Source organism: Achromobacter sp. 01N37, from assembly GCF_056399725.1.
The window spans coordinates 1-21,874 of record NZ_JBFTRX010000024.1 but is presented as its reverse complement, the minus strand read 5'-3'; the positions used below and the strand labels follow the sequence as shown (position 1 = coordinate 21,874).

At 64.0% G+C, this 21,874-nt stretch carries 18 protein-coding genes; 17 read left to right on the top strand and 1 reads right to left on the bottom strand.

Translation table 11 applies throughout. From position 1 onward, the window contains the following. Positions 1-4: 4 nt before the first annotated feature. From AC1DSJ_RS29130 to AC1DSJ_RS29075, 12 genes are all read left to right on the top strand, one after another. Positions 5-1,015 carry an ABC transporter ATP-binding protein gene (locus AC1DSJ_RS29130; protein ID WP_441372456.1) on the top strand — a complete coding sequence of 337 codons (1,011 nt, stop codon included), beginning with the start codon at positions 5-7 and terminating at the stop codon, positions 1,013-1,015. Then, a complete protein-coding gene (locus AC1DSJ_RS29125) occupies positions 1,012-1,821 on the top strand; it encodes an ATP-binding cassette domain-containing protein (RefSeq protein ID WP_441372455.1) in 810 nt (269 codons plus the stop codon). The genes AC1DSJ_RS29130 and AC1DSJ_RS29125 overlap by 4 nt, the downstream gene beginning before the upstream one ends. Then, positions 1,818-2,966, top strand: a complete 1,149-nt coding sequence (locus tag AC1DSJ_RS29120; RefSeq protein ID WP_441372454.1) for a YncE family protein — start codon at positions 1,818-1,820, stop codon at positions 2,964-2,966. Before AC1DSJ_RS29125 ends, AC1DSJ_RS29120 begins: the two co-directional genes overlap by 4 nt. A gap of 118 nt (positions 2,967-3,084) precedes the next feature. Further along, complete coding sequence (locus tag AC1DSJ_RS29115; protein ID WP_425286119.1) at positions 3,085-4,026, top strand: TRAP transporter substrate-binding protein; 942 nt, start codon at positions 3,085-3,087, stop codon at positions 4,024-4,026. Next, entirely contained in the window at positions 4,026-4,505 is a 480-nt protein-coding gene (locus AC1DSJ_RS29110; RefSeq protein ID WP_427216593.1) for a TRAP transporter small permease, read from the top strand. The genes AC1DSJ_RS29115 and AC1DSJ_RS29110 overlap by 1 nt, the downstream gene beginning before the upstream one ends. 4 nt (positions 4,506-4,509) lie before the next feature. After that, on the top strand, positions 4,510-5,793 hold the full coding sequence (locus tag AC1DSJ_RS29105) for a TRAP transporter large permease (protein ID WP_054426825.1): 1,284 nt from the start codon (positions 4,510-4,512) through the stop codon (positions 5,791-5,793). Next, on the top strand, positions 5,790-6,719 hold the full coding sequence (locus AC1DSJ_RS29100) for an HpcH/HpaI aldolase/citrate lyase family protein (protein WP_175168700.1): 930 nt from the start codon (positions 5,790-5,792) through the stop codon (positions 6,717-6,719). Before AC1DSJ_RS29105 ends, AC1DSJ_RS29100 begins: the two co-directional genes overlap by 4 nt. Beyond that, a complete protein-coding gene (locus tag AC1DSJ_RS29095) occupies positions 6,716-8,437 on the top strand; it encodes a thiamine pyrophosphate-binding protein (protein WP_342065549.1) in 1,722 nt (573 codons plus the stop codon). Before AC1DSJ_RS29100 ends, AC1DSJ_RS29095 begins: the two co-directional genes overlap by 4 nt. Before the next feature lie 14 nt (positions 8,438-8,451). Next, complete coding sequence (locus AC1DSJ_RS29090) at positions 8,452-9,702, top strand: Zn-dependent hydrolase (protein WP_342065550.1); 1,251 nt, start codon at positions 8,452-8,454, stop codon at positions 9,700-9,702. After that, a complete protein-coding gene (locus AC1DSJ_RS29085) occupies positions 9,699-11,198 on the top strand; it encodes an aldehyde dehydrogenase (RefSeq protein WP_441372453.1) in 1,500 nt (499 codons plus the stop codon). The genes AC1DSJ_RS29090 and AC1DSJ_RS29085 overlap by 4 nt, the downstream gene beginning before the upstream one ends. 242 nt (positions 11,199-11,440) lie before the next feature. Then, positions 11,441-12,457: a Bug family tripartite tricarboxylate transporter substrate binding protein gene (locus AC1DSJ_RS29080; RefSeq protein WP_441372452.1), complete on the top strand. Its 1,017-nt coding sequence runs from the start codon at positions 11,441-11,443 to the stop codon at positions 12,455-12,457. A gap of 16 nt (positions 12,458-12,473) precedes the next feature. Next, the gene (locus AC1DSJ_RS29075) at positions 12,474-13,226 is read left to right on the top strand and encodes a class II aldolase/adducin family protein (protein WP_441372451.1); all 753 of its coding nucleotides are present in this window, start codon (positions 12,474-12,476) and stop codon (positions 13,224-13,226) included. Between the two features lie 18 nt (positions 13,227-13,244). Here the strand turns inward: AC1DSJ_RS29075 and AC1DSJ_RS29070 are convergent, their stop codons facing one another. Continuing rightward, entirely contained in the window at positions 13,245-14,948 is a 1,704-nt protein-coding gene (locus tag AC1DSJ_RS29070) for a thiamine pyrophosphate-dependent enzyme (RefSeq protein WP_441372450.1), read from the bottom strand. A gap of 138 nt (positions 14,949-15,086) precedes the next feature. On the opposite strand from AC1DSJ_RS29070, the gene AC1DSJ_RS29065 reads away from it, so the two are divergent. The 5 genes from AC1DSJ_RS29065 to AC1DSJ_RS29045 form a co-directional block, all read left to right on the top strand. Further along, positions 15,087-16,031 (top strand): LysR family transcriptional regulator, encoded by a 945-nt coding sequence (locus AC1DSJ_RS29065; RefSeq protein ID WP_054426833.1) that lies wholly within the window; start codon positions 15,087-15,089, stop codon positions 16,029-16,031. Positions 16,032-16,283: 252 nt separating this feature from the next. Continuing rightward, positions 16,284-17,216, top strand: a complete 933-nt coding sequence (locus AC1DSJ_RS29060; protein ID WP_441372449.1) for a hypothetical protein — start codon at positions 16,284-16,286, stop codon at positions 17,214-17,216. A gap of 10 nt (positions 17,217-17,226) precedes the next feature. Further along, positions 17,227-20,070 (top strand): toxin VasX, encoded by a 2,844-nt coding sequence (locus tag AC1DSJ_RS29055; protein ID WP_441372448.1) that lies wholly within the window; start codon positions 17,227-17,229, stop codon positions 20,068-20,070. Further along, positions 20,057-21,001, top strand: a complete 945-nt coding sequence (locus AC1DSJ_RS29050) for a DUF6708 domain-containing protein (protein ID WP_175168692.1) — start codon at positions 20,057-20,059, stop codon at positions 20,999-21,001. The genes AC1DSJ_RS29055 and AC1DSJ_RS29050 overlap by 14 nt, the downstream gene beginning before the upstream one ends. Positions 21,002-21,199: 198 nt before the next feature. After that, on the top strand, positions 21,200-21,874 hold a 675-nt coding region (locus tag AC1DSJ_RS29045; protein WP_476760446.1), incomplete at its 3' end, for a DUF6708 domain-containing protein.

Sequence of the window (21,874 nt, the reverse complement as noted above, 5' to 3'; positions counted from 1 at the left end):
CGCCATGACCGCCACCACCACCGCCATCACCCACCCCCTGTTGCGCGTTGAAAACCTGCACATCGACATCCACACCCCCACGCACACCAAGCATGTGGTGCGCGCGGTGGACTTCAGCCTGGAACGCGGCAAGACGCTGTGCATCGTGGGCGAATCGGGCTGCGGGAAGTCGCTGACGGCGCTGGCGCTGCTTGACCTGCTGCCCGCCGCCGCGCGCCGCCGCATGACGCGACTGGAGTTCGCCGGGCAGGATCTGGCCGCGCTAACCCCGCGCCAACTGGCCGAGCTGCGCGGCGCGCGTATCGCGATGATCTTCCAGGACCCGATGACGTCCTTGAACCCCGTGTTTCAGATTGGCACGCAGCTGATCGACGTGATGCGCCGCCACAAGCGTGTGAGCCGTCGTGCCGCCGCCGAGCGCGCCGAATACCTGCTGCGCCGCGTTGGCATCACGAACCCTGCCGAACGCATGCGCCAGTATCCGTTTGAATTGTCGGGCGGCCTGCGCCAGCGCGTAATGATCGCCATGGCGCTGATGTGCGGGCCCGAACTGCTGATTGCCGACGAACCCACCACCGCACTGGACGTCACCGTGCAGGCCGAACTGCTGGACCTGCTGCGCGACATCCAGGCGGAGTTCGGGCTGGGCATGGTGTTCATCTCGCACGACATGGGGCTGGTGGCGCGCATTGCCGACCACGTCATCGTCATGTACGCGGGCGACATCGTCGAAGGCGGCAGCGTGGCCGAGGTGCTGGCGCATCCCCGCCACCCTTACACCGCCATGCTGCTGAACTGCATTCCCCAACCCGGCCGCACTGCGCCGCGCACCGACCTGCCCACCATTGCCGGCGCCGTGCCGTCGCTGGACACCGCCATCCGCGGCTGCGCGTTCCGCGAACGCTGCCCGGTGGCCGAAGCCCGCTGCGCGCAGCCGTTCCCGGCGCGCGCGCAGGGCGAACACCGCTGCCTGTGCGTGAAACCCGGCGCGCTGCGCCTTGGAGCCCCGGCATGAACGCCCCCACCCTGTCCGCCAGCATCCGGCTGAACGCGCTGTCCTTTCAATACGGCCGCGCCAGCTTGTTCTCGCGCCGCCCGGCCCCGCGCATCCTGCACGATATCGACCTGCATGTGCCTGCGGGCCAGACCATCGGGCTGGTCGGCGAATCCGGCAGCGGCAAATCCACCATCGCCAAGCTGATGCTCGGGCTGCTGGCGCCCACGCAGGGCGAAGCGTTGCTGGACGGCCAGCCGCTTGCGGCCATGCCTGCGCGCGCCCGCGCCCGCCGCATCCAGATGGTGTTCCAGGACCCGTACTCGTCGCTGAACCCGCGCCGCACCATCAACGAAATCCTGACCGCGCCGCTGCGCGTGCATGGCATGGGCAACGCCGCGTCGCAAGCCGCGGCCGTGCGCCGCATGATGGACGCCGTGGGTCTGGTGCCTGCCTTCGCCACCCGCTATCCGCGCGAACTGTCTGGCGGGCAACGCCAGCGCGTGGCGATTGCGCGCGCGCTGATGCTGGAACCGCAGCTACTGATCTGCGACGAACCGACCTCTGCGCTGGACGTGTCCGTGCAGGCGCAGATCCTGAACCTGCTGATGGAACTGCAACGCGATCGCGGCCTGGGCTATCTGTTCATCAGCCACAACCTGGCGGTGGTGCAGCACATTGCCGATGACATCGTGGTGCTGCAAGGCGGCCGCATCGTCGAGCGCGGCGCGGCGGATCAGGTCTATTTTTCGCCTGTCCATCCGTATACGCGGCAACTGATCGGCGCCACGCTGGCCGTGCCGCAAGCGCAGGAGCTGGCTGCATGACGACCGTCACGACAAAGACAGCCGCGCCGCACTTCCTGCTGGTTGGCAACGACGAAAAAGTCACCTGGGACGACGGCCACATCCGCTTTCTGCCGCCCGGCCACGACACGCTTAGCCTGTTCGACGCCGCCGCCAACCCGGCCGCACCCGACTTGGTCGCGACGATCCCCCTGCCCAACTCGCTGTTCGGCCCGCCCGTGAATCTGGCGGTGACGCCGGACCAGCGTCTGGCGCTCGTCGCCGATTCCATGGCGTGGCCCGCGCGCGCTGACGGCACAGGCTGGCAGCCCACGCCCGGCCGAGACCTGTACGTGGTGGACCTGACCGCAACGCCGCCCGCCATTGTGCAGACGCTGCAAGTGGGCTTGCAGCCGTCGGGCCTGTCGATCAACCGCGCAGGCACGCTGGCGCTGGTGGCGAACAAGGCGGGCAAGTCGGTGTCGGTGTTGACGATCAGCCATGGCCGCGTTGAGGTCTGCGGTGAAGTCGACCTGGGCACGGCGGTGGTCGCCGTGTCATTCGCGGCCGATGGCCGCCGCGCCTTTGCCGTCAAGACGGATACGCATCGGCTCGCCGTGCTGCACATCGATGAAAGCGGCCCCACGCCGCGCGTCACGCACGACCCCGCCGAAGACCTGACAACCGGCCTGGTGCCCTTCAACCTGGTGGTGTCGCCCGACGGCGCCCTGGCGCTGGTGGTGGACATGGGCAGCCCCACGGCGTCCGACGGCCACGCGGATTCGATCAGCGTGGTGGATCTTCTGGCGACGCCGCCGCGCGTGATCGACCGCGTGATGGTGGAAGACGGCCCCGAGGGCATCGCCATCAGCCCCGACGGCCGCCACGCCGCGGTCGCCATCGTGCAGGGCTCGAACAACCCTTCTTCCGAATGGTTCCATCACCCCCATGGCCAGATCGTGCTGCTGCGCATCGACGGCAAGCGCGTGACGCGCGCGGGCGCCATCGGCGTTGGCGCCTTGCCCGAAGGCATCGCGTTCAGCCCCGACAGCCGCTATCTGTACGTGGGCAATTTCCTTGACGCAACCCTGCAGGTGCTGGCCGTGGGAGACAACGGCCTGACCGATACCGGCACGCGCATCCCGCTACCCGGCCACCCCGCTTCCATGCGGGCGCAATCCTACTGAGCGGGGCCGCACCCCGCCAATGACCGCTATTCCACCTTCCCCTTTTTGCATCTGGAGTTACCTCATGATCCACGCCCCCAAAACCTTCCGCGCCCTGATCGGCGGCGCGTTTGTTGCCATGGCCGGCCTTGCGCCGCTGTCGGCCCATGCCCTGGACATCAAGCTGGGCCACGTGCTGGCGCCCAGCCATAGCTGGAACAAGGCCGCCGAAGGCTTCGCCGCCGAAGTCAAAGAAAAAACCGCCGGCCGCGTCAACTTCGTGCTGTTCCCCAGCGGCCAGCTGGGCAATGAAAAGACCATGCTGGAAGGCTTGCAGATTGGCAGCCAGGGCGCGGCCATCATCGGCTCGGGTTCGTTGCAGCCCATCGAACCCAAGTTCGGCGTGGTGGAACTGCCGTACACGTGGTCGTCGTCCGCACAGGCCTACAAGGCCTATGACGGCGAGCTGGGCGAGGCGCTGGCCAAGCTGGCCGACAAAAAGAACCTGACCATCATTTCGTGGTGGGAAAACGGCTTCCGCCATGTGACCAACAACCGTGGTGCGGTTGCCAAGCCCGCCGACCTGACCGGACTGAAGACCCGCGTCACGCCGGACAAGATGCGCCTGGACACCTTCACCGCGCTGGGCGCCAACCCGGCCCCGCTGGCCTTTGGCGAGCTGTACTCCGCGCTGCAACAGAAGGTGTTCGACGCGCAAGAGAACCCGCTGTCCATCATCTACACGTCGTCGTTCTTTGAAGTGCAGAAGTATCTGTCGCTTACCGGCCACGTCTGGGGCCCGGCCAACCTGATCATCTCCAAGCCGGTCTGGAACCGCATTTCGGCCGATGACAAGAAGGTGGTGCAAGCCGCCGCCGACAAGTGGCGCGACGCCCAGCGCAAGATGATCACCGATGGCGACCAGCAATTCGTGGCCCAGCTGAAAGAGAAAGGCATGCAGGTCAACGAGGTCGACAAGACCGCCTTCGCCGCCGCCGTGCAGCCGGTGTGGAAGACCTATTCGGTCACCTACGGCCCCGAGCTGATGGCGATTGTGCAGAAGTACCGCGAGGCCCAGTAATGCTCAACCGACTGTCCGCCATTCTGTCGGGCATCAGCAAGGCCTTCGCCGCCGTGGCGGTGGCCTTGCTGGCGATCCTGATTTCTTACGTGGTGTTCGCCCGCTTCGTCACGCACACCACGCCGCATTGGGCCGAGGAATTGCCGCGGCTGGTGCTGGTGTGGTCGGCCTTCATTGGCGGCGTGGCGTGCAGCCATGACCGCTCTCACCTCATGGCCGGCCTCTTGCCCTTCTTCGTGCGCAGCCCGCGCGTGCTGAACGCGGTGGAACGCGTGAACCAGGCGTTGATCATCGTCGGCCTGGCGGCCTTGGGTTATGCCGGCTGGCAACTGGCCGACCTGACCATGGACCAGACGCTGCCCGCGCTGGACGTGTCTGCCGGCACGGTCTATCTGGCGCTGCCGTTTGCGTGCGCGATCACCATCGTCGTGCATGTGGCGCAGCTGTTCTCACCCGCCCCCGCCGTGGCAAAGGATTAACAAGATGTCTTCGGGTGCTCTCTTTCTGATGGGCGTGTTCACGATCACGGTGCTGATCGACATGCCTATCGCCTTTGGCCTGGTGTTGTCGTGCCTGGCGTATCTGGCGGTCTATGACTCCGCGCCAATGATGGTGGCGGCGCAGCAGTACGTGGTGGGGCTGGACAGCTTCACGCTGCTGGCGATTCCGCTGTTCATCCTGGCCGCGCAATTGATGAACGGCGCGGGCCTGACCCAGCGCATCGTGCGCCTGTGCGCCGCCATTGTGGGCGACATCAAGGGCGGCCTGGCCGTGGTGGCCGTGCTGGCCTGCCTGATGTTCGGCGCGTTGTCGGGCTCGGGCGTGGCGGATGTGGTCGCCATCGGCAGCCTGCTGCTGCCCGCCATGGCGCGCAGCGGTTACGACAAGGGCTTTTCGTGCGCGCTGGTGGGCAGCGCGGGCGCCACGTCCACCATCATTCCGCCCAGCATCGTGCTGATCGTGTACGGCACCATCACCGACACGTCGGTGGGCAAGCTGTTCGTGGCCGGCATCATCCCCGGCATTTTGCTGGGCCTGTCGCTGATTGGCGTGGCCATCTGGCAATCGCGCAAGCACAACTGGGCCGGCGGCCAGCCGTTCTCGTGGGGCGAACTGCGCGCCGCCGCCATCGACGCGCTGCCCGCGCTGATGGTGCCCGTGCTGATCATCGGCGGCATCCGCTTTGGCATCTTCACCGCCACCGAAGCCGCCTCCAGCGCCATCGTCTACGCTTTGCTGATCGGCTTCTTCTGGTATCGCACGCTAAGCCTGAAATCGCTGTGGGACAACCTGAAGTCCACCGGCGAAAGCAGCGCGTCCATCCTGCTGATCATCGGCGCATCGGGCCTGTTCGCCTGGGTGCTGGTGGCCGAACAGGTGCCGCAGGCGCTGTCCACCTTGCTCGTCGAGTGGACCGACAGCAAAACGGCCGTGTTGCTGGTGCTGACCGTGGTGTTGCTGCTGCTGGGCACGTTCATGGAAGCCATTCCCGTCATCATCATCGTGGCGCCCGTCGTGATGCCGGTGCTGGCACACTACAACATCGACCCGGTGCATTTCGGCATTCTGCTGTCCATCAACATGGCCATCGGCGCCAATACGCCGCCGGTCGGGGTGGACTTGATGGCCGCTTGCAAGATTGGCGGCATCAACATGATGCAGACGCTGCGCCCGCTGTCGTGGATGATGCTGGCCATGACCGCCGTGATGTTGCTGCTGACCTTTGTTCCTGAACTGGTGCTGTTCCTGCCGAGGCATGTGCAATGACCCACACTTCAACGTTTCGCCGTCCCCCCGCGCTGCGGCGCAGCTGGATGTTCGTGCCGGGCATGGACGCGGCTGCGCAGGCCGCGGGCCTGGCCAGCGGCACGGACGCGCTGGTGGCCGACCTGGAAGAGTTCACCGCGCCCGTCGAACGGCCGGCCGCCCGCCCGCGCATCGCCGCGCTGTTCGCCACCTGCCGTGCGCAGGGCGTGGTGGCGGCTGTGCGCATCAACAAGCTGGAAGACGATGGCCTGGCTGACCTGCGCGGTGTGATGCCCGGCGCGCCGGATGCGGTATTTCTGCCGCACGCCGAAAGCGCCGCGCAGATCGTGGCGCTGGACGCGGCCATCAGCGCGCTCGAATCCGAACTCGGGTTGCCCGCCGGCAGCACCGAAATCGTGCCTACGCTGGAATCGGCGCTGGGGCTGGTGCGCGCCTATGACATCCTGACCGCCAGCCCGCGCGTGTCCGCCTGCCTGCTGGCCGCCGAAGACCTGACGGCCAGCCTGGGTGCCGAGCGCGGCAAGGACGGCATTGAACTGCACGCCGTGCGCGCCCGCTTCCTGGTGGACTGCACCGCCGCCGGCTGCGTGCCGATCGACTGCCCGTTCAACTACCGCGACCTGCCCGCGCTGGAAACCGACCTGCGCTGGGCGCGCCGCCTGGGCCTGAAGTCCAAATGCGCCACGGTGGCCGAGCAGGTGCCGCTGATTCACGCGGTATTCACGCCGTCCGCCGACGACGTGGACGCGGCACGCGACCGCGTGGCCCGCTTCGAGGCCCAGCGCGCCGGCCGCCACGACGCCGAACGCATCGATCCCCCCACTTACAACACCGCGCGCCGCTTGCTGGCGCGCCACGACCAATTCGAACGATGGGCCGCCGAGCGCCGCGCGCAGGCCGTCCCGCAACAAGGAGACTCCGCATGACGTCAGCCGCAATTCCCGAACGCAATGGCGGTCAGATCCTGATGCAGCAATTGCGCATCCATGGCGCGCGCCGCGTGTTCATGATTCCCGGTGAAAGCTATCTGCCCTGCATCGATGCGTTAAACGAGCACACCGACGCCATCGAGCCCATCGTTTGCCGTCAGGAAAGCGGCGCGGCCTATATGGCCGAGGCCTATGGCAAGCTGACGGGCGAGCCCGGCATCTGCTTCGTCACGCGTGGCCCCGGCGCCACCAACGCCAGCATCGGCGTGCACACCGCGTACCAGGATTCCACGCCGATGATCCTGTTCGTGGGCCAGGTCGGCAACGACTTCATGGAGCGCGAAGCCTTCCAGGAAATCGATTACCGCCGCATGTTCGGCCAGATGGCCAAGTGGGTGGCGCAGATCGATCGCACCGACCGCATCCCCGAATTCATTTCGCGCGCCTTTGCTGTCGCCACCAGCGGCCGGCCCGGCCCGGTGGTGCTGGCGCTGCCGGAAGACACGCTGTGGGGCACCGCCCGCGTGGCGGACCTGCCGCGTTACCCGCGCGTGCACAGCCACCCCGGCGCGGCCGACCTTGCGCGCATGACGCAGTTGCTGAACGCCGCCGAACGCCCCTTCCTGCTGCTGGGCGGCAATGGCTGGCATCAAACCGCCATCGACCAGATCGCCGGCTTCGCCGAACGCTTCGAGCTGCCGGTCGGCACCGCCTGGCGCCGGCTGGAATGTTTCGACCAGCGCCATCCCAACGCCGCGGGCCACGTCGGCTGGGCCATGACGCCCGCCTTGCGCCAGCGCCTGCGTGACGCCGACCTCGTCCTGGCCGTAGGCACGCGTCTGGGCGAAGCCACGACCGAAGGCTATACCGTCATTGAAAGCCCGCTGCCGCGCCAAAAGTTGATTCACGTCTACCCGGACGCCGCCGAACTGGGCCGCGTGTTCTCGCCCACGCAGGCCATTGTGGCCGACGTGGCCAGCTTCGCCGCCAGCGTGGCTGACCTGGCGCCCGGCCACGCCACGCCCCGTGCCGAAGCCGTTCGCGCCGCCCATCAGGAACTGGCCGACAGCTTGACGCCGCTGCCCTCGCCCGGCCCCATGAGTCTGGACGCGGCCGCCGCCTATGTCGACGCGCACGTGCCTGCGGACGCCTGCATCACCGTGGGTGCGGGCAACTACGCGCTGTACCCGCACCGCTACCGCCGCTACACCGGCCCCGGCACAAGCCTGACGCCCACGGTGGGTTCGATGGGCTACGGCCTGCCCGCCGCCATTTCCGCCAAGCTGGAAGACCGCGCGCGCACGGTAGTCTGCTACGCAGGCGACGGCTGCTTCCAGATGAACATGCAGGAGCTCGGCGTGGCGTTGCAGTACAAGCTGGGTGTCGTGGTGCTGGTGTTCAACAACGGCATCTGGGGCACGATCCGCGCGCACCAGGAACGCGAGTTCCCCGCACGCACCATCGCGTTGGGTTTTGAGAACCCCGACTTCACGCAAATCATTCGCGGCTACGGCGGCTATGGCGAAGCCGTGGAAAGCACCGACGCGTTCGGCCCCGCCTTTGAACGCGCGCTGGCGTATGCCAATGAAAACAGCCTGCCCGCGCTGCTGGAAATCCGCTACGACGCCAACGGCATCGCGCCGGGCGAAACCCTGATGGGCATCCGCGAAGCCGCGCAGGCGCGCATCGCCCGCAATGACAAACCCGGCCACTGACAGGACCCCACGCCATGACAACGACGATTTCAATCAACGGACAGCGGCTGTGGCAGTCGCTGATGGATCTGGCGCAAATCGGCGCCACCCCCAAGGGCGGCAACTGCCGGTTGGCGCTGACCGCGCTGGACGGCCAGGGCCGCGATCTGGTCACCGGCTGGATGCGCGATGCCGGCATGACGCTGCGGGTGGATCAGGTGGGCAACATCTTCGCCCGCCGCGCCGGCCGCAACAATGACCTGCCGCCCGTCATGACCGGCAGCCATATCGACACCCAGCCCACCGGCGGCAAGTTCGACGGCTGCTACGGCGTACTGGCGGGCCTGGAAGTCATGCGCAGCCTGAACGACCACGGCGTCGTCACCGAGGCGCCGCTGGAAGTGGCCATCTGGACGAACGAGGAAGGCTCGCGCTTTCTGCCCGTGATGATGGGCTCCGGCGTGTTCGCCGGCAAATTCCCGCTGGAAGTGGCGCTGAACGCGCGCGACCACGACGGCAAATCGGTGGCCGACGAGCTGGCCGCCATCGGCTATGCCGGCGCCGACCCGGTCGGCGGCCGCCCGGTAGGCGCGTACTTCGAAGCCCACATCGAGCAAGGCCCCATTCTTGAGCACGAAGAAAAAGTGGTCGGCGTGGTGACGGGTTCCTTGGGGGTGCGCTGGTACGACGTGGTGGTCACCGGCATGGAAATGCATGCCGGCCCCACGCCGATGCCCATCCGCCGCGACGCGCTGTACGCCACCACCTTCCTGCTGCAATCGGTGATTGGCATCGCCAACGACAACCAGCCGCACGGCCGCGGCACGGTGGGCGAAATCCACGCCCACCCCGGCTCACGCAACGTCATCCCGGGCCAAGTGCGTTTTACCGTGGACCTGCGCCACGAAGACGAAGCCACGCTGACGCAGATGGACGCGCGCTGGCTGGCGGCCTGCACGGAAGTCGCCGAACGTCACGGCGTCACTGTGGACGTGAAGCAGGTGCAGTACTTCCCGCCCACGCCGTTTGACACGGACCTGGTCGGCAAGGTGCGCGACGGCGCCACCCGCCGGGGTCTGGCCGCGATGGACATCGTGACGGGCGCCGGCCACGACGCCGTCTACATGGCCAGCGTCACGCCCACCGCCATGATCTTCGTGCCGTGCAAAGACGGCGTGAGCCACAACGAAATCGAAGACGCCAAACCGGCGGACCTGGAAGCTGGCTGCAACGTGCTGCTGGACGCCATGGTCGCGCGCGCCAACCACTTGGGAGCCCCCGCATGAGCCAACACGATTCCGCCTATTGGCACGCCCGTGCCGCCGCCCTGGCCTTCAACGGCCAGGCCTATATCGACGGCGCCTATTGCCACGCGGCCGATGGCGCCACCTTTCCCGCGTCCAGCCCCATCGACGGCCGCAAGCTCGCCGACGTGGCGGCGTGCGGGCAGGCCGATGTGAACCGCGCCGTGGCCGCCGCCCGCCGCGCGTTTGAAGCCGGCGTCTGGAGCCAGCTGGCCCCGCGCGAACGCAAGGCGCGGCTGCTGCGTCTGGCCGCCCTGATCGACCAGCACACCGAGGAATTGGCGCTGCTGGAAACGCTGGACATGGGCAAGCCCATCCGCGACGCGCTGGCCTTTGACGTGCCAGAAACCGCCCGCTGCTACGCCTGGTACGCCGAAGCCATCGACAAGATCTACGACGAGATCGCGCCGACCGGCCCCGACGCGCTGGCCACGATCACCCGCGAACCGTTGGGCGTGGTGGCCGCCGTGGTGCCGTGGAACTACCCGCTGATGATGGCGGCCTGGAAAGTGGCGCCTGCGCTGGCCGCGGGCAACAGCGTCATCTTGAAGCCCGCCGAACAAGCGTCGCTGTCCGCCATCCGTCTGGCCGCGCTGGCCACCGAAGCGGGCATTCCCGCCGGTGTCTTCAACGTGGTGCCGGGCTTGGGCGCGGTGGCCGGGCAAGCGCTGGGCCTGCATCCGGACGTGGACTGCGTGGCCTTCACCGGGTCCACCGCCACGGGCAAGCGCTTCATGACGTATTCCGGCGAATCGAATCTGAAGCGCGTCTGGCTGGAATGCGGCGGCAAGTCGCCCCACATCGTGTTCGACGATTGCCCCGACCTGGACCGCGCTGCCCAAGCCGCAGCGCTTGCCATCTTCTCGAACCAGGGCGAAGTCTGCATCGCCGGCTCGCGCCTGTACGTGCAGGACGGCATCTACGACGCGTTCATGGACAAGGTCGCGACCTTTGCCGCCACGCTGCAACCCGGCGACCCGCTGGACCCGGCCACCGCCATGGGCGCGATGGTTGACGAACGCCAGATGCAAGGCGTGCTGGCTCGCATCGCGGCGGGCCAGGCCGACGGCGCCACGTTGCGCCTGGGCGGCAAGCAGGCCCGCAGCGCCACGGGCGGCTATTACATCGAGCCCACCATCTTCGACTGCGCCAGCCAAGACTCCGCGCTGGTGCGCGAAGAAATCTTCGGCCCGGTCCTGGCGGCGCAACGCTTCACCACCGAAGACGAAGCCATCGAACTGGCCAATGATTCGGTCTACGGCCTGGGCGCAGGGCTATGGACGGCCAACCTGTCGCGCGCGCATCGCTTGTCGCGCCGGCTGCGCGCGGGGCTGGTTTGGGTCAACTGCTATGCCGATGGCGACATCACCGTGCCGTTTGGCGGCGTGAAGCAGTCGGGCTCCGGCCGCGACAAGTCGCTGCATGCGCTGGACAAGTACTCGGACTTGAAGACGACCTGGATCAGTCTGACCGTCTGACGGTGTGATGCGATGCCACAAGGCGGACCTTGAACGTTCAAGGTCCGCCTTGCCATTTCGCGTGATCTGCTTGGCCGTTCAGGCCATTGAAGCCCGCCCGCCCTTGTGCCACCGTAGGCGGCATCGGGGCGGTTAGCAGCAATAAGAGAACCACCAGGAAAGAACCACCAAGAGGAGCCCGCCCCGATGCGGGCTGGCGCCAGCGCTGTCCCGCCATCAGAACAATGATTGGAGACAACACGATGCGCAATCCCTTACAGGCGCTGCTGCTGGCCGCGCCGCTTGCGGTGGCCTTGGCGAGCGCTGTGCAAGCGCAAACCGCAGCCCCAGCGCAACCGCAGGCCCAGGACTCGGCCTACCCCACCAAGCCCGTCACCATCCTGGTGGGCTTTCCGCCCGGCACCGCAACCGACACCGTCGCCCGCATGCTGGCCGAACGCTTGGCCCAACGCATGGGCCAACAGTTCATCGTTGAAAACAAGCCCGGCGCAGGCGGGTCCATCGCGGCGGGCCTGGGCGCGCGCGCCAAGCCCGACGGCTACACGCTGATGATCGGCGCGTCCGCCCCGCAAGCCATCAACCCCCACGTCTACCGCAACCTGAACTACGACGCGCGCACGGACTTTGCGCCCATCGGCCTGATCACGTGGCTGCCGTACCTGTTTGTCGTCAACCCCGACAACCCCGCCCACAACCTGAAGGAATTCCTGGCCGCCGCCAAGGCCAAGCCCGATCAGCTCACCTACGCCACCACGGGCATCGGCACCACCAGCCATCTGGTGACGTCGGTGTTGCTGTCCAAGGCGGGCGCCACGATGGTGCACGTGCCGTACAAGGGCAGCAGCCAGGCGCAGACTGACATTGTCGGCGGCCGCACCACCGCCACCTTCGATACGATGGTGTCGTCGCTGGCAATGGTGAAGTCGGGGCGCCTGAAGGCGCTGGCCGTCAGCACGCCAGAGCGCGTCGCCATGCTGCCCGACGTGCCGACTGTGGCCGAACAGGGCTACCCAGGCTTTGATATGGGCGCCTGGCTGGGCTTGATTGCCCCGGCCGGCATCCCGCCCGCCATCCAGACCCGGCTGTCGCGAGAGATGAATACCGTGCTGGCCGACGCCGCGGTCCGCGACAAGCTTGCCGACCTGGGCGCGCAGGTGCGCACCACGGCCACGCCCGCCGACTTCGGCGTCATGATGAAAAACGAATATGAATCGTGGGGCAATGTGGTCCGCGAATTCAATGTCAAAGCCACCGACTGAACAGGAAACGGCAACGATGCATGCATCCTCCGACATGAGCCCGCAAGAATGGGACACCCGCGTCCAATTGGCCGCCTGCTACCGATTGGTGTCGCACTTTGGCATGAGCGACCTGATCTACAACCACATCACCGCCCGCATCCCCGATACGGATGATCACCTGCTGATCAATCCCTACGGCATGATGTACGACGAAATCACGGCCTCCAATCTGGTCAAGATCGACCTTGCGGGAAACCTATTGGGTGAGTCGTCCACCGGCTACGGCATCAACGCAGCGGGCTATGTGATTCATAGCGCGGTGCACGGCGTGCGCCACGACGTGGGCTGCGTCATCCACACACATACGCGCGCGGGCATGGCGGTGTCGGCGCTTAAGTGCGGCCTGCTGCCGCTGACGCAAACCGCCATGCGCTTCGCCAAGATTCCGTATCACGACTACGAAAGTGTGGCTATCGACCTGGACGAACGCAGCCGCCTGGTGGCGGACCTGGGCGCGTCCGAAGCGATGATCCTGCGCAACCACGGCCTGCTGGCCGTGGGGCCGACCATTGCGCAGGCGTTCAACACGCTGTACTGGCTGGAGATGGCGTGCAAGGCGCAAGTCGATGCACTAAGCGCCAACCGCGAACTGTGCCTGCCGCCGCCGGAAGTGATTGAAAAGACGTGGCATCTATACCAGCCCACCACGCGCCGCCCGTTCGGTGAACTGGAATGGCCGGCGATGCTGCGGCTGATGGATCGCAAGGACCCGGGATACAAGCTGTGATGCGGTGATGCCGCGGACTTACACCAGGCCCGTGCGCGGCGCCAAGTCCACGCCCGCGTCATGACTCACGCCCTTGGGCAGAATCGCCGCCAAGCTGGTCCGCACTTCCACAAAGTACGGGCCGGCAGCCGCCAACCCGCGCGCGATGGCCGCGCTGACTTGATCGCTCTGCGTCACGGTTTCGCTTGCCATGCCAAACGCGCGCGCCATCATGGCGAAGTCCGGGCTGGACAGGTTCGTGCCCACATAGCGGCCCGGGTACGTGCGCGCCTGATGCAGCCGGATCGACCCATAGCAATTGTTGTTCGACACGATGAACAAAATGGGCAGCCCACGCTCGGCGGCGGCCGCCATCTCGTTACCCGTCATCATGAAGCCGCCGTCGCCCACCAGGCACACCACTTTGCGGTCGGGGTGCCGCAACTGCGTGGCGATGGCGGCGGGCGTGCCATAACCCATCGCCCCCGACTGCGACGCCATCAGCCGTTGCGGATACACGAACGGAAAATGCCGGTACACCGGCGCGGCAAAGGTGCCGGCATCCAGGCAGATCGCCACGTCATTGGGCGCCTGCTCCGTCAACGCGCGCACCACCTGCACAAACGGCACGCCGTCTTCCACTTGCGGGTTCGGCCACGCGGCCGTGCGCTGCTGAACGCTGCGCAACGATGCGGCCCAATCGTCACGGGCGTGGCCGTGTTCGCGCGCCGTCGTGGGCAACTGCGCCAGCGCGTGCGCCGTGGCCACCGGGTCCGCCACCAGCCCGACATCGGCGGCAAAGTGCTGGTTCACGATGTGCGGATCGTCATAACAGTGCACCAGCGCCTGCGACGGTTTCGGATAGCCGGGAAACGCATACCCCTGCGTTGTGATGTCGCCCAGCCGCGTGCCCAGCGCCAAAATCAGGTCGCTGGAATTGAAGGCATCGATTTGCGCGGTGGACGTGGCCAGGTCCAGATCCCCCGCGTACAAGGCGTGCGTATTCGGAAAGACGTCATGCTGGCGAAACGACACCACCACCGGAATCGTGTGCCGTTCGGCCAGCCGGCGCAGCGCATCGCGCCCATCCGGGCGATTGAACGCGCCGCCCGCAATGATCAGCGGCCGCCGCGCTTGCGCCAGCAGCGCCTGCACGCGCGCCAAGGTCACGGGCGCCGGTTGGGCGGGGCTGTCAGGCGCGGCCACCCAGCCCGGCTGCGGCACCGCCGCCTGCTGCACGTCTTCCGGCACCACCATCACCACCGGCCCCGGCGTGCCAGACGTGGCCACGCGTATCGCCTTGAACGCCGCCGCCGCCAGTTCCTCTGGCGTGGAGACCTCAACCACCCACTTGGCCATCGACCCAAACATCTTCTGGTAGTCGATCTCCTGGAAGGCCTCTTTGCGCACGTCCTTCTTTGGCACCTGGCCGATCAACAGAATCATCGGCACTGCATCCTGCTGCGCGGCATGCACGCCAATGGACGCATTCGTTGCCCCCGGCCCGCGCGACACCATGACCACGCCGGGCCGCCCCGTCAGCCGCGCATCGGCACCCGCCATGAACGCGGCGCCACTTTCATGGCGGCACGTCACCACATCCATCTGCGGAAAGTCGTACAACGCATCCAGCACGCCCAGATAGCTTTCACCCGGCACCAGGAAAACGCGGTCGACGCCGTTGGCGGAAAACACCTTCAGCAAGGCGTGGGCGGACGTGTTCGATTCGGCGGAAACAGTCATGGAGGGATCAGAAAATAAGGGTTGGCTCCCGGAAATTCTAGATTGGCAACCCGGGGCCAACTAGGCATACTCTGGCAATCAGATATACAAGAAACGCACACGAGAGACAGCGGCGCCCTCGCCCGCCACGGACCCGGGATGGACTTACGCAAGATCGAAAACCTGATCCACGTTGCCGATCAGGGCAGCTTTTCCAAGGCGGCCTCGGTGCTGGGCATTGCCCAATCGGCGCTGGGCCGGCAAGTCAGAAAGCTCGAAGACGAATGCGGCTGCGCGCTGCTCTACCGCAATGGGCGCGGCGTGTCGCTCACGCCCGATGGCGAAAAACTGCTTGAACGTTTGCGCCCCCTGCTGCGGCAGATGGACCACGTTGTCACCGAATTCCACAACGACCAGAAGTCGCCATCAGGCCAGGTCACGCTGGGCCTCACGCCCACGTTGTCGCACATGGTCGGCGCGCGGCTGGTGGCGGAAGTGTGGAAGCAGCACCCGCGTATCCAGCTCAACATCATCACGGGCTACAGCGGCTACGTGCTTGAATGGCTGACCAATGCCCGCGTCGACATCGCCGTGCTGCACGACGCGCGGCGCTCGCAACACATCGCAGTCGACCCGCTGGCCGAGCTGGACCTGGCGCTGGTGTCGCCCCCGCAAAACCTGTCGCCCGCCGCGCGTGCAATGCGCTCCATCCGTTTCGATCAACTGCGTGACCTGCCGCTGGTGCTGCCCACCCGCAACCACGGCCTGCGCCGCACACTGGAACACGCGGCCACGCAAGCAGACATGCCGCTGAACATCGCATTTGAAATGGACGCGCTTGAGCTGATGAAAGACCTCGTCGCAACCGGCATGGCCCACACCGTGCTGGGCCTGCCCGCCGTCGCCCGCGAAGTCGCAGCCGGCACGCTCGTCATCCGCCGCATCACCCACCCCGGCCTGTCCACCCGCCTGATGCTCGCCACGGCGGCCAGCCGGCCGACGACGCAGGCGGTGAAGATCGTGCAGGGTATGTTGCGGGACGTGCTGGGGGAAATGACAGCGGCGGAGCCGTATTGCGGGGGGATGCGGATGGTGGGCAAGTAAGTCCACCAACAGCGCTCCGCACGGTAAGAAACGGACGTTTGAGATCTATCTCACACACTTATCCGACTGTTCTTATTTACCAGCTCTGGCAGTTGCTTTTAAAAGTGGTCATCGCCAATTGATGCCACGGACGACCGCCAAGGTCCGTCCTCCCCAGAAGCACGCCATGTCTTCACTATCTGACGTCCTGTCCCTCACCATCCAGCGGATACTCGACGCTGCGTTCAACGCTCCAAGCCATACGATAGCGGCATGATGGACACCGCGTCCGATCAACCCGACTGGTCGCGTCAAGTGGTGAATGCACTGCCCGACATGTCCTGGGCCGCGCTGCCACAAGGTGCACGCCCTTGGCTTTGGCTAAGCGGAGCACACAGCGAAACGCTTGAACAAGACCTGCTGAAGATAACCAAGCGTTTTGACTATCGTTGGGTGTGGCGCGACACCCCCTGGGAATATGGTTCTCCAGACTATCGTGAGGGACCGTTGTTGGTGCCCCTTGACGAGCCGCTCTTCACCGTCGCGCTCGATCACTGGCTTCACCAGCACGCGGGATTGATCCTGCTAGGCCCCGATCATGAAGCCAGCCTCATCGCTCATCTTCAGCACTTGCACCAGCTGACGGGAGCTGATGGCTTTCCGGTCGGTTTCAGCCTCCATGCCGCGCGCCCCCTCGAAGAACTCTGTGAAGGGTTGCCAGCGGATCAACTATCAAAGCTGTTCGGCCCCATTCAGCGCTTTATCTGGTGCGCAGGTGATACGCAGTCGGGCGATTGGCTGTTTGCCGATGCCCCGGTATCCGCTCTGACTTCGTGGATAACGGAAGGCCCCATCGCGTTGACCGCGAACGATGAGGCTGCGCTTGGCCAAGCCAGCCTCGCGTGGTTCATGCGCGACTGTGCACGCGACTTTCGTCAACGCTTCCCGGCGTACGGCCGTCCGGAAAATGAATCCGTGCTCTGGCGGCATCTACACCTGTTCGCCCGTGAGGCTACCGATCAACTGGGGCTAGCCACAGAACGCGACGTTCGCCACTACATGGAACTGCGCTTTCGATATTCACAGGAGAGCTTTACCAAGGATGGGGCGTTGCGCGACATCTTGGTCAACCGACAGGTAAAGGGGAAACAGCGGTTGACTGACGCCGAAGCGCGGCTGGCGGCTCTAGCCCCCACCATGCCTTGAGGGAAGATGCATGACCACGACTTACAAAATCGCACTCGGCCCGGATCGTCCCAATGAGAAACAACTGGGTAAAGCTATCTCGCCACCACCGTGTCAGACGTGCATTCCTGTCTACCCATTACGCTACGGCGTCGCGGATAAGGCCCTGGATAAAGGCGTATTCCCCACACTGGGTACTGAGGGCTACCCCGCGCTCACCTCAGGCAAGGCCTACGGCCTGCGTGTGCTGCGTCCAGGCACCTACGTCTACCTCTGCTATTTCGAAAACGACCGCATGTGGACGCAGCACTATCAAGTTACCGAGGACGTACGATTTGCTCGTATCTGGTGGAGCCGTCCCGATGAAACCGACGCGACCCCGGGCCGGCAGGCTCGCCCCGACACCGTGGGCGCCCAGTCCTTCCTGCTAGCACCAGACAGCAAGACCGCAGAGAGCATCTACCTGATGGTAAGTGATACGTTGCTTACGCATCGCACGCTTTGGGATATCGAAACGAACAAGGACGGGCTGCGGGATACGCTGGCCGTCAAGATCAAGCCTGCGGGAGGTGCTGAGCAGAAGCACGCCTTCAATGCCGCGTTGCTTGGCAATGCCACCCCTGAGCTGGTTCCACCCGCGGTGTACGGCACTCCCATGCACTATGGCTGGAGCGAGATTCGGTTCTCAGCGGTAGTTCCAAACCACAACAACATCTTGGGCAATATGTACATCGAACTACGCCCACGTTTGGATATCACGCCTTTGGCGGTTGCGCTGCAAGATCCCATCGGAATGGCAAGTGAACTGCACTATCTCGTCACAGAGGCGGTAGCAAGGAAGACCAAGTATGCCGGGCAAAATGCGCACAAGTTGCAGAGCGGGATGCTCATTACCAACTATTTTGAGGCCATGAAGAAGCAGGCTGCCAGCTCCCCCGATTTGGCCAAGGCCCTGGCCAAGCAAAGAAATCTTGTGAACTATGCCGGCGCGACGTTGTTTCCCGATACCTACTCCAAGAAGATCAAGGAGTTTGAGAAAACCATCGCCACGGCGGTGAACGATTCCATCGCCTGGGTGCAGCTCATCGGCCAAGAGAAGCTGTTGGGCAAGGCGCTGAGTTGCTTTGATCTTGGCGTGATCCACAACGCACGCGACTATGAGAATGCCGTCTTCCAGTGCGTGGGCGGCTTGGTTCATACGAAGGACGGGGCGCAAGTCCTAGGCGACTTGATCGCCAAGCCCGCAGACAAGAGCCCCTATTGGCTCGCACTTGCCAATGGCAGCGAAATCCTGTTGGCCCGGTTGAAGTCCAGTGCCGGTTATATCGCCAAAAACATGTTCGACGTCATGGACAAGTTTTTGGAAGAGCATGTCATCACTCCCGCCACCAATGCGTTAATTGGATTGCTGCAGGTGTTACCGCAGGCAAAGCAAGCGGACGTACTGGTACGACGTCTGCGACACGTGATGGAGATCCGAGCCAACGCAACCATCGTTGTATACGACATAAGTTTGGTGGATTTGCAGCGCGCCGCCTATGAATTCCAAGGCTATCAAACGCTAGGTGCCGAGCGCTCGCAGGGCTGGAAAATTCCGTCTCCGAAAGTCAATCAGACTGACGTGCTTACTCGTGTTTTGGTGTACGACTGGGTCAAGGTTGGTGAGACCACATACCGAGAACTTGATGAGGTGCCGGCTGATCGGGCTGCGTTGCCTGCGCCTCGGGCTATACAGATGGAAGGGAATCCTTTCATCAATATGCTGAACCGGCTGCGAGGGCCTGGCGGGCATCTCTTCACTGGACTGGGGGGCTTTCTGGCGTTGACGGGGCTGAGCAATGCCTGGACGGATTTCAAGCAACTTAAAACATCTGCTGCCAATGCTGGCAGCTTAGGTGGGGCTATCAGTGCCGTAGTCGGGGCTGGTATAGAAATTGGCTCAACCGCTATTGCAATTGGCGCAGGGGGGCGCGGGAATACGGCCTTGGCGACAAGCATGAGAATCCATGCTTCAAAATGGGGGGTTGCCGTCTTCGGAGCAGGAGGGGCTGGACTCGCAGCCATTGCAGACTCAATAAGAGCAATCAGTGCATTTAGTGACAACAATCCGCAACAAGGAGGAATGCTGCTTGGCGCCGCCCTCGCTGGCGGCGCGCTGGCGGTCGCGACCTGGGCTGGCGGTTCGGCCGTAGCAGCAACTATTTCTGGGGGAGGGGCAGCCGTTGCGGTGCTTGGGCTCACTCCGTTGGGCTGGGCAGTTGTTGCAGGTGTCGCCGTCGTACTTGTCATTGGGTTTGCGTTCGGCGCGGATATGGCCAAACACGGTCCCGTGGAAATATGGCTCAAACATAGCGCTTGGGGAGTGGACAGTCGTCACTACACCAATCGCGAGGAGTTGGATGCCGTTCATAGTTTGTACTATCGCCCCAGGCTGACTCCTGAATGGGATCAATCCTTTGGGTATTCGGTGGGAACCCTTCGCATCAGTTGCCAGTTGCCCGGCATCAACGACATGCCTGGGGATAGATTTCAAACCAAGCTGGCCTTAACCCTCCGGGGCAACAAGCTTACGCAAGTCCACGGGCCTATTGCGTATGCCACGGGCACCAGCCCCATCGACTATCGACTTGAATACTTGGTCACTCCGTTAGGCGGTACCGGCAGAGAATGTGGCTGGGCGATTCAAATGCATGAGGACACCCAAGTGGCATTGGAGTATCTGTACTTTCCTGACCCTGAACAACAACCTGGGTTGGCATTGCTTCAACCCCACGCGCCGACGCCATTGGTGTTCACATCAAGTGGCTGGTTCACGAAGCCGATTGATTCAGCCAAGCTAGAACCCGTTGGAGCACCAAATAATGTCCGCGACTAAACGTCTACCAAACAGCCTGCGCTTTGGTGGAACGCCTCTGTATCGAAATCGGCTCACGGGAGAACCCCCTCAACCCGATGGGGTGCGACGGGTTAACGACCGATGTGTCGAACTTGAAACTTATGCAAACTTTACGCAAAGCGGAACAGCAAGTTTTATCGGCATGTCCATCATTGTGAGCATCGCTACATTTCTAGCTAGCTTGTTCGCTGTTGGACTAGCAAACGTTGATGTTGAGGTCATAGTAATTTTGGTCGCCTGGTCTCCAGCCTTGCCATGTATGGCCTTCATCTTTTACCTAGCCAGCGGTGCTCATCGGAGTCGTGGCGCCTTTATTCGCATTCACCGAGGCACCCGCAAACTCTACTTCATCTATCCGCGCCAGAAGCGTCTGCACATACTTGAGTGGGATCAACTGGAAGCCCTGGCAGGGTACGTTCCCATTGTGTCTGCAAGTGGCTATGCCAGCCGACACCCGCTGTACCTTTTTGGCGTGGACTACAACATGGACCCGCCGACCGAGATCTGTGCGGCATGCGGCAATCTCGGTCTATTTGACGGCGACCGTTCGGCCAAGGCCCTCTGGTCCTATTTGCAAGTCTTCATGGAACGAGGCCCAGAGGGCCTGCCCAAGCCCGCGCCGCTGCCACCACGACAAAGCCGCTGGCAAGAGACCCAACAACCCTACCGGGACTGGTATGCAGGCCTGCGCCGCCAACTGGCGAAGCCCTATGGAATGTTCATAGCCCCCCTCATCATTCCGCTCTGGCTGGGCTGGCTGCTCATCAACGCATTTCCGAACAGCGTCGAGGCCTTCATCCAGTACAACGTGCCGTACGCACAGTTCCCAAAGGAAATCGACAAGTTGTGCGGCTTTGACGAGAAGCGCAGACCGGTGATCCGCGTGAACGGGGAGCGCATTGAGCCATGAAGTACCGCCGTGGATAGGACAGACAATGTGATCAAGCGTCTGCCAAACAGCTCGCGCTTTGGTGGAACGCCTCTGTATCGAGATCGGCCCAAGGGAGAACCCCCTCAACCCGATGGGGTGCGACGGGTTAACGACCGATGTGTCGAGCTTGAAACCTATGCAAATTACACGCATAGCGGAGCCGTTGGGTACATTGGCATGTCCATCCTCATTTTCGTCATTGTCTTTGTATTGGGCGTATTAGCCATCGGCCCCGCAACCATTGAGGCTGATACAGTCTTTGGTATGCTCACAGGGCTGCCAGTATCGACGGGTATGGCCTTCATTTTTTACATAGCCAGCGGTGCTCATCGGAGCCGTGGCGCCTTTATTCGTATCCACCGAGGCACCCGCAAACTCTACTTCATCTATCCGCGCCAGAAGCGTCTGCACATACTTGACTGGGATCAACTGGAAGCCCTGGCAGGGTACGTTCCCATTGTGTCTGCAAGTGGCTATGCGAGCCGGCATCCGCTGTATCTCATCGGGGTGGACTACAGCATGGAACCGCCGACAGAAATCTGTGCGGCATGCGGCAATCTCGGTCTATTTGATGGAGACCGTTCGGCCAAGACCCTCTGGTCCTATTTGCAAGTCTTCATGGAACGAGGCCCAGCGGGCCTGCCCAAGCCCCCGCCGCTGCCACCACGACAGAGCCGCTGGCAAGAGACCCAACAACCCTACCGAGACTGGTATGCAGGTCTGCGTCGTACGCTGGCGAAGCCCTACGGCATGTTCAAGGCACCCCTCACCATTCCGCTCTCGTTTGGTTGGCTGCTCATTAATGCATTTCCAGACAGCGTTGAGGCCTTTATCCAGTACAACGTGCCGTAC

Coding starts and splice junctions, on each gene's coding strand:
- AC1DSJ_RS29100 (WP_175168700.1), top strand. CDS start 5,790: ATGACCCACACTTCAACGTTTCGCCGTCCCCCCGCGCTGCGGCGCAGC.
- AC1DSJ_RS29105 (WP_054426825.1), top strand. CDS start 4,510: ATGTCTTCGGGTGCTCTCTTTCTGATGGGCGTGTTCACGATCACGGTG.
- AC1DSJ_RS29070 (WP_441372450.1), bottom strand. CDS start 14,948: ATGACTGTTTCCGCCGAATCGAACACGTCCGCCCACGCCTTGCTGAAG.
- AC1DSJ_RS29050 (WP_175168692.1), top strand. CDS start 20,057: ATGTCCGCGACTAAACGTCTACCAAACAGCCTGCGCTTTGGTGGAACG.
- AC1DSJ_RS29125 (WP_441372455.1), top strand. CDS start 1,012: ATGAACGCCCCCACCCTGTCCGCCAGCATCCGGCTGAACGCGCTGTCC.
- AC1DSJ_RS29090 (WP_342065550.1), top strand. CDS start 8,452: ATGACAACGACGATTTCAATCAACGGACAGCGGCTGTGGCAGTCGCTG.
- AC1DSJ_RS29130 (WP_441372456.1), top strand. CDS start 5: ATGACCGCCACCACCACCGCCATCACCCACCCCCTGTTGCGCGTTGAA.
- AC1DSJ_RS29115 (WP_425286119.1), top strand. CDS start 3,085: ATGGCCGGCCTTGCGCCGCTGTCGGCCCATGCCCTGGACATCAAGCTG.
- AC1DSJ_RS29060 (WP_441372449.1), top strand. CDS start 16,284: ATGATGGACACCGCGTCCGATCAACCCGACTGGTCGCGTCAAGTGGTG.
- AC1DSJ_RS29085 (WP_441372453.1), top strand. CDS start 9,699: ATGAGCCAACACGATTCCGCCTATTGGCACGCCCGTGCCGCCGCCCTG.
- AC1DSJ_RS29075 (WP_441372451.1), top strand. CDS start 12,474: ATGCATGCATCCTCCGACATGAGCCCGCAAGAATGGGACACCCGCGTC.
- AC1DSJ_RS29095 (WP_342065549.1), top strand. CDS start 6,716: ATGACGTCAGCCGCAATTCCCGAACGCAATGGCGGTCAGATCCTGATG.
- AC1DSJ_RS29120 (WP_441372454.1), top strand. CDS start 1,818: ATGACGACCGTCACGACAAAGACAGCCGCGCCGCACTTCCTGCTGGTT.
- AC1DSJ_RS29065 (WP_054426833.1), top strand. CDS start 15,087: ATGGACTTACGCAAGATCGAAAACCTGATCCACGTTGCCGATCAGGGC.
- AC1DSJ_RS29080 (WP_441372452.1), top strand. CDS start 11,441: ATGCGCAATCCCTTACAGGCGCTGCTGCTGGCCGCGCCGCTTGCGGTG.
- AC1DSJ_RS29110 (WP_427216593.1), top strand. CDS start 4,026: ATGCTCAACCGACTGTCCGCCATTCTGTCGGGCATCAGCAAGGCCTTC.
- AC1DSJ_RS29055 (WP_441372448.1), top strand. CDS start 17,227: ATGACCACGACTTACAAAATCGCACTCGGCCCGGATCGTCCCAATGAG.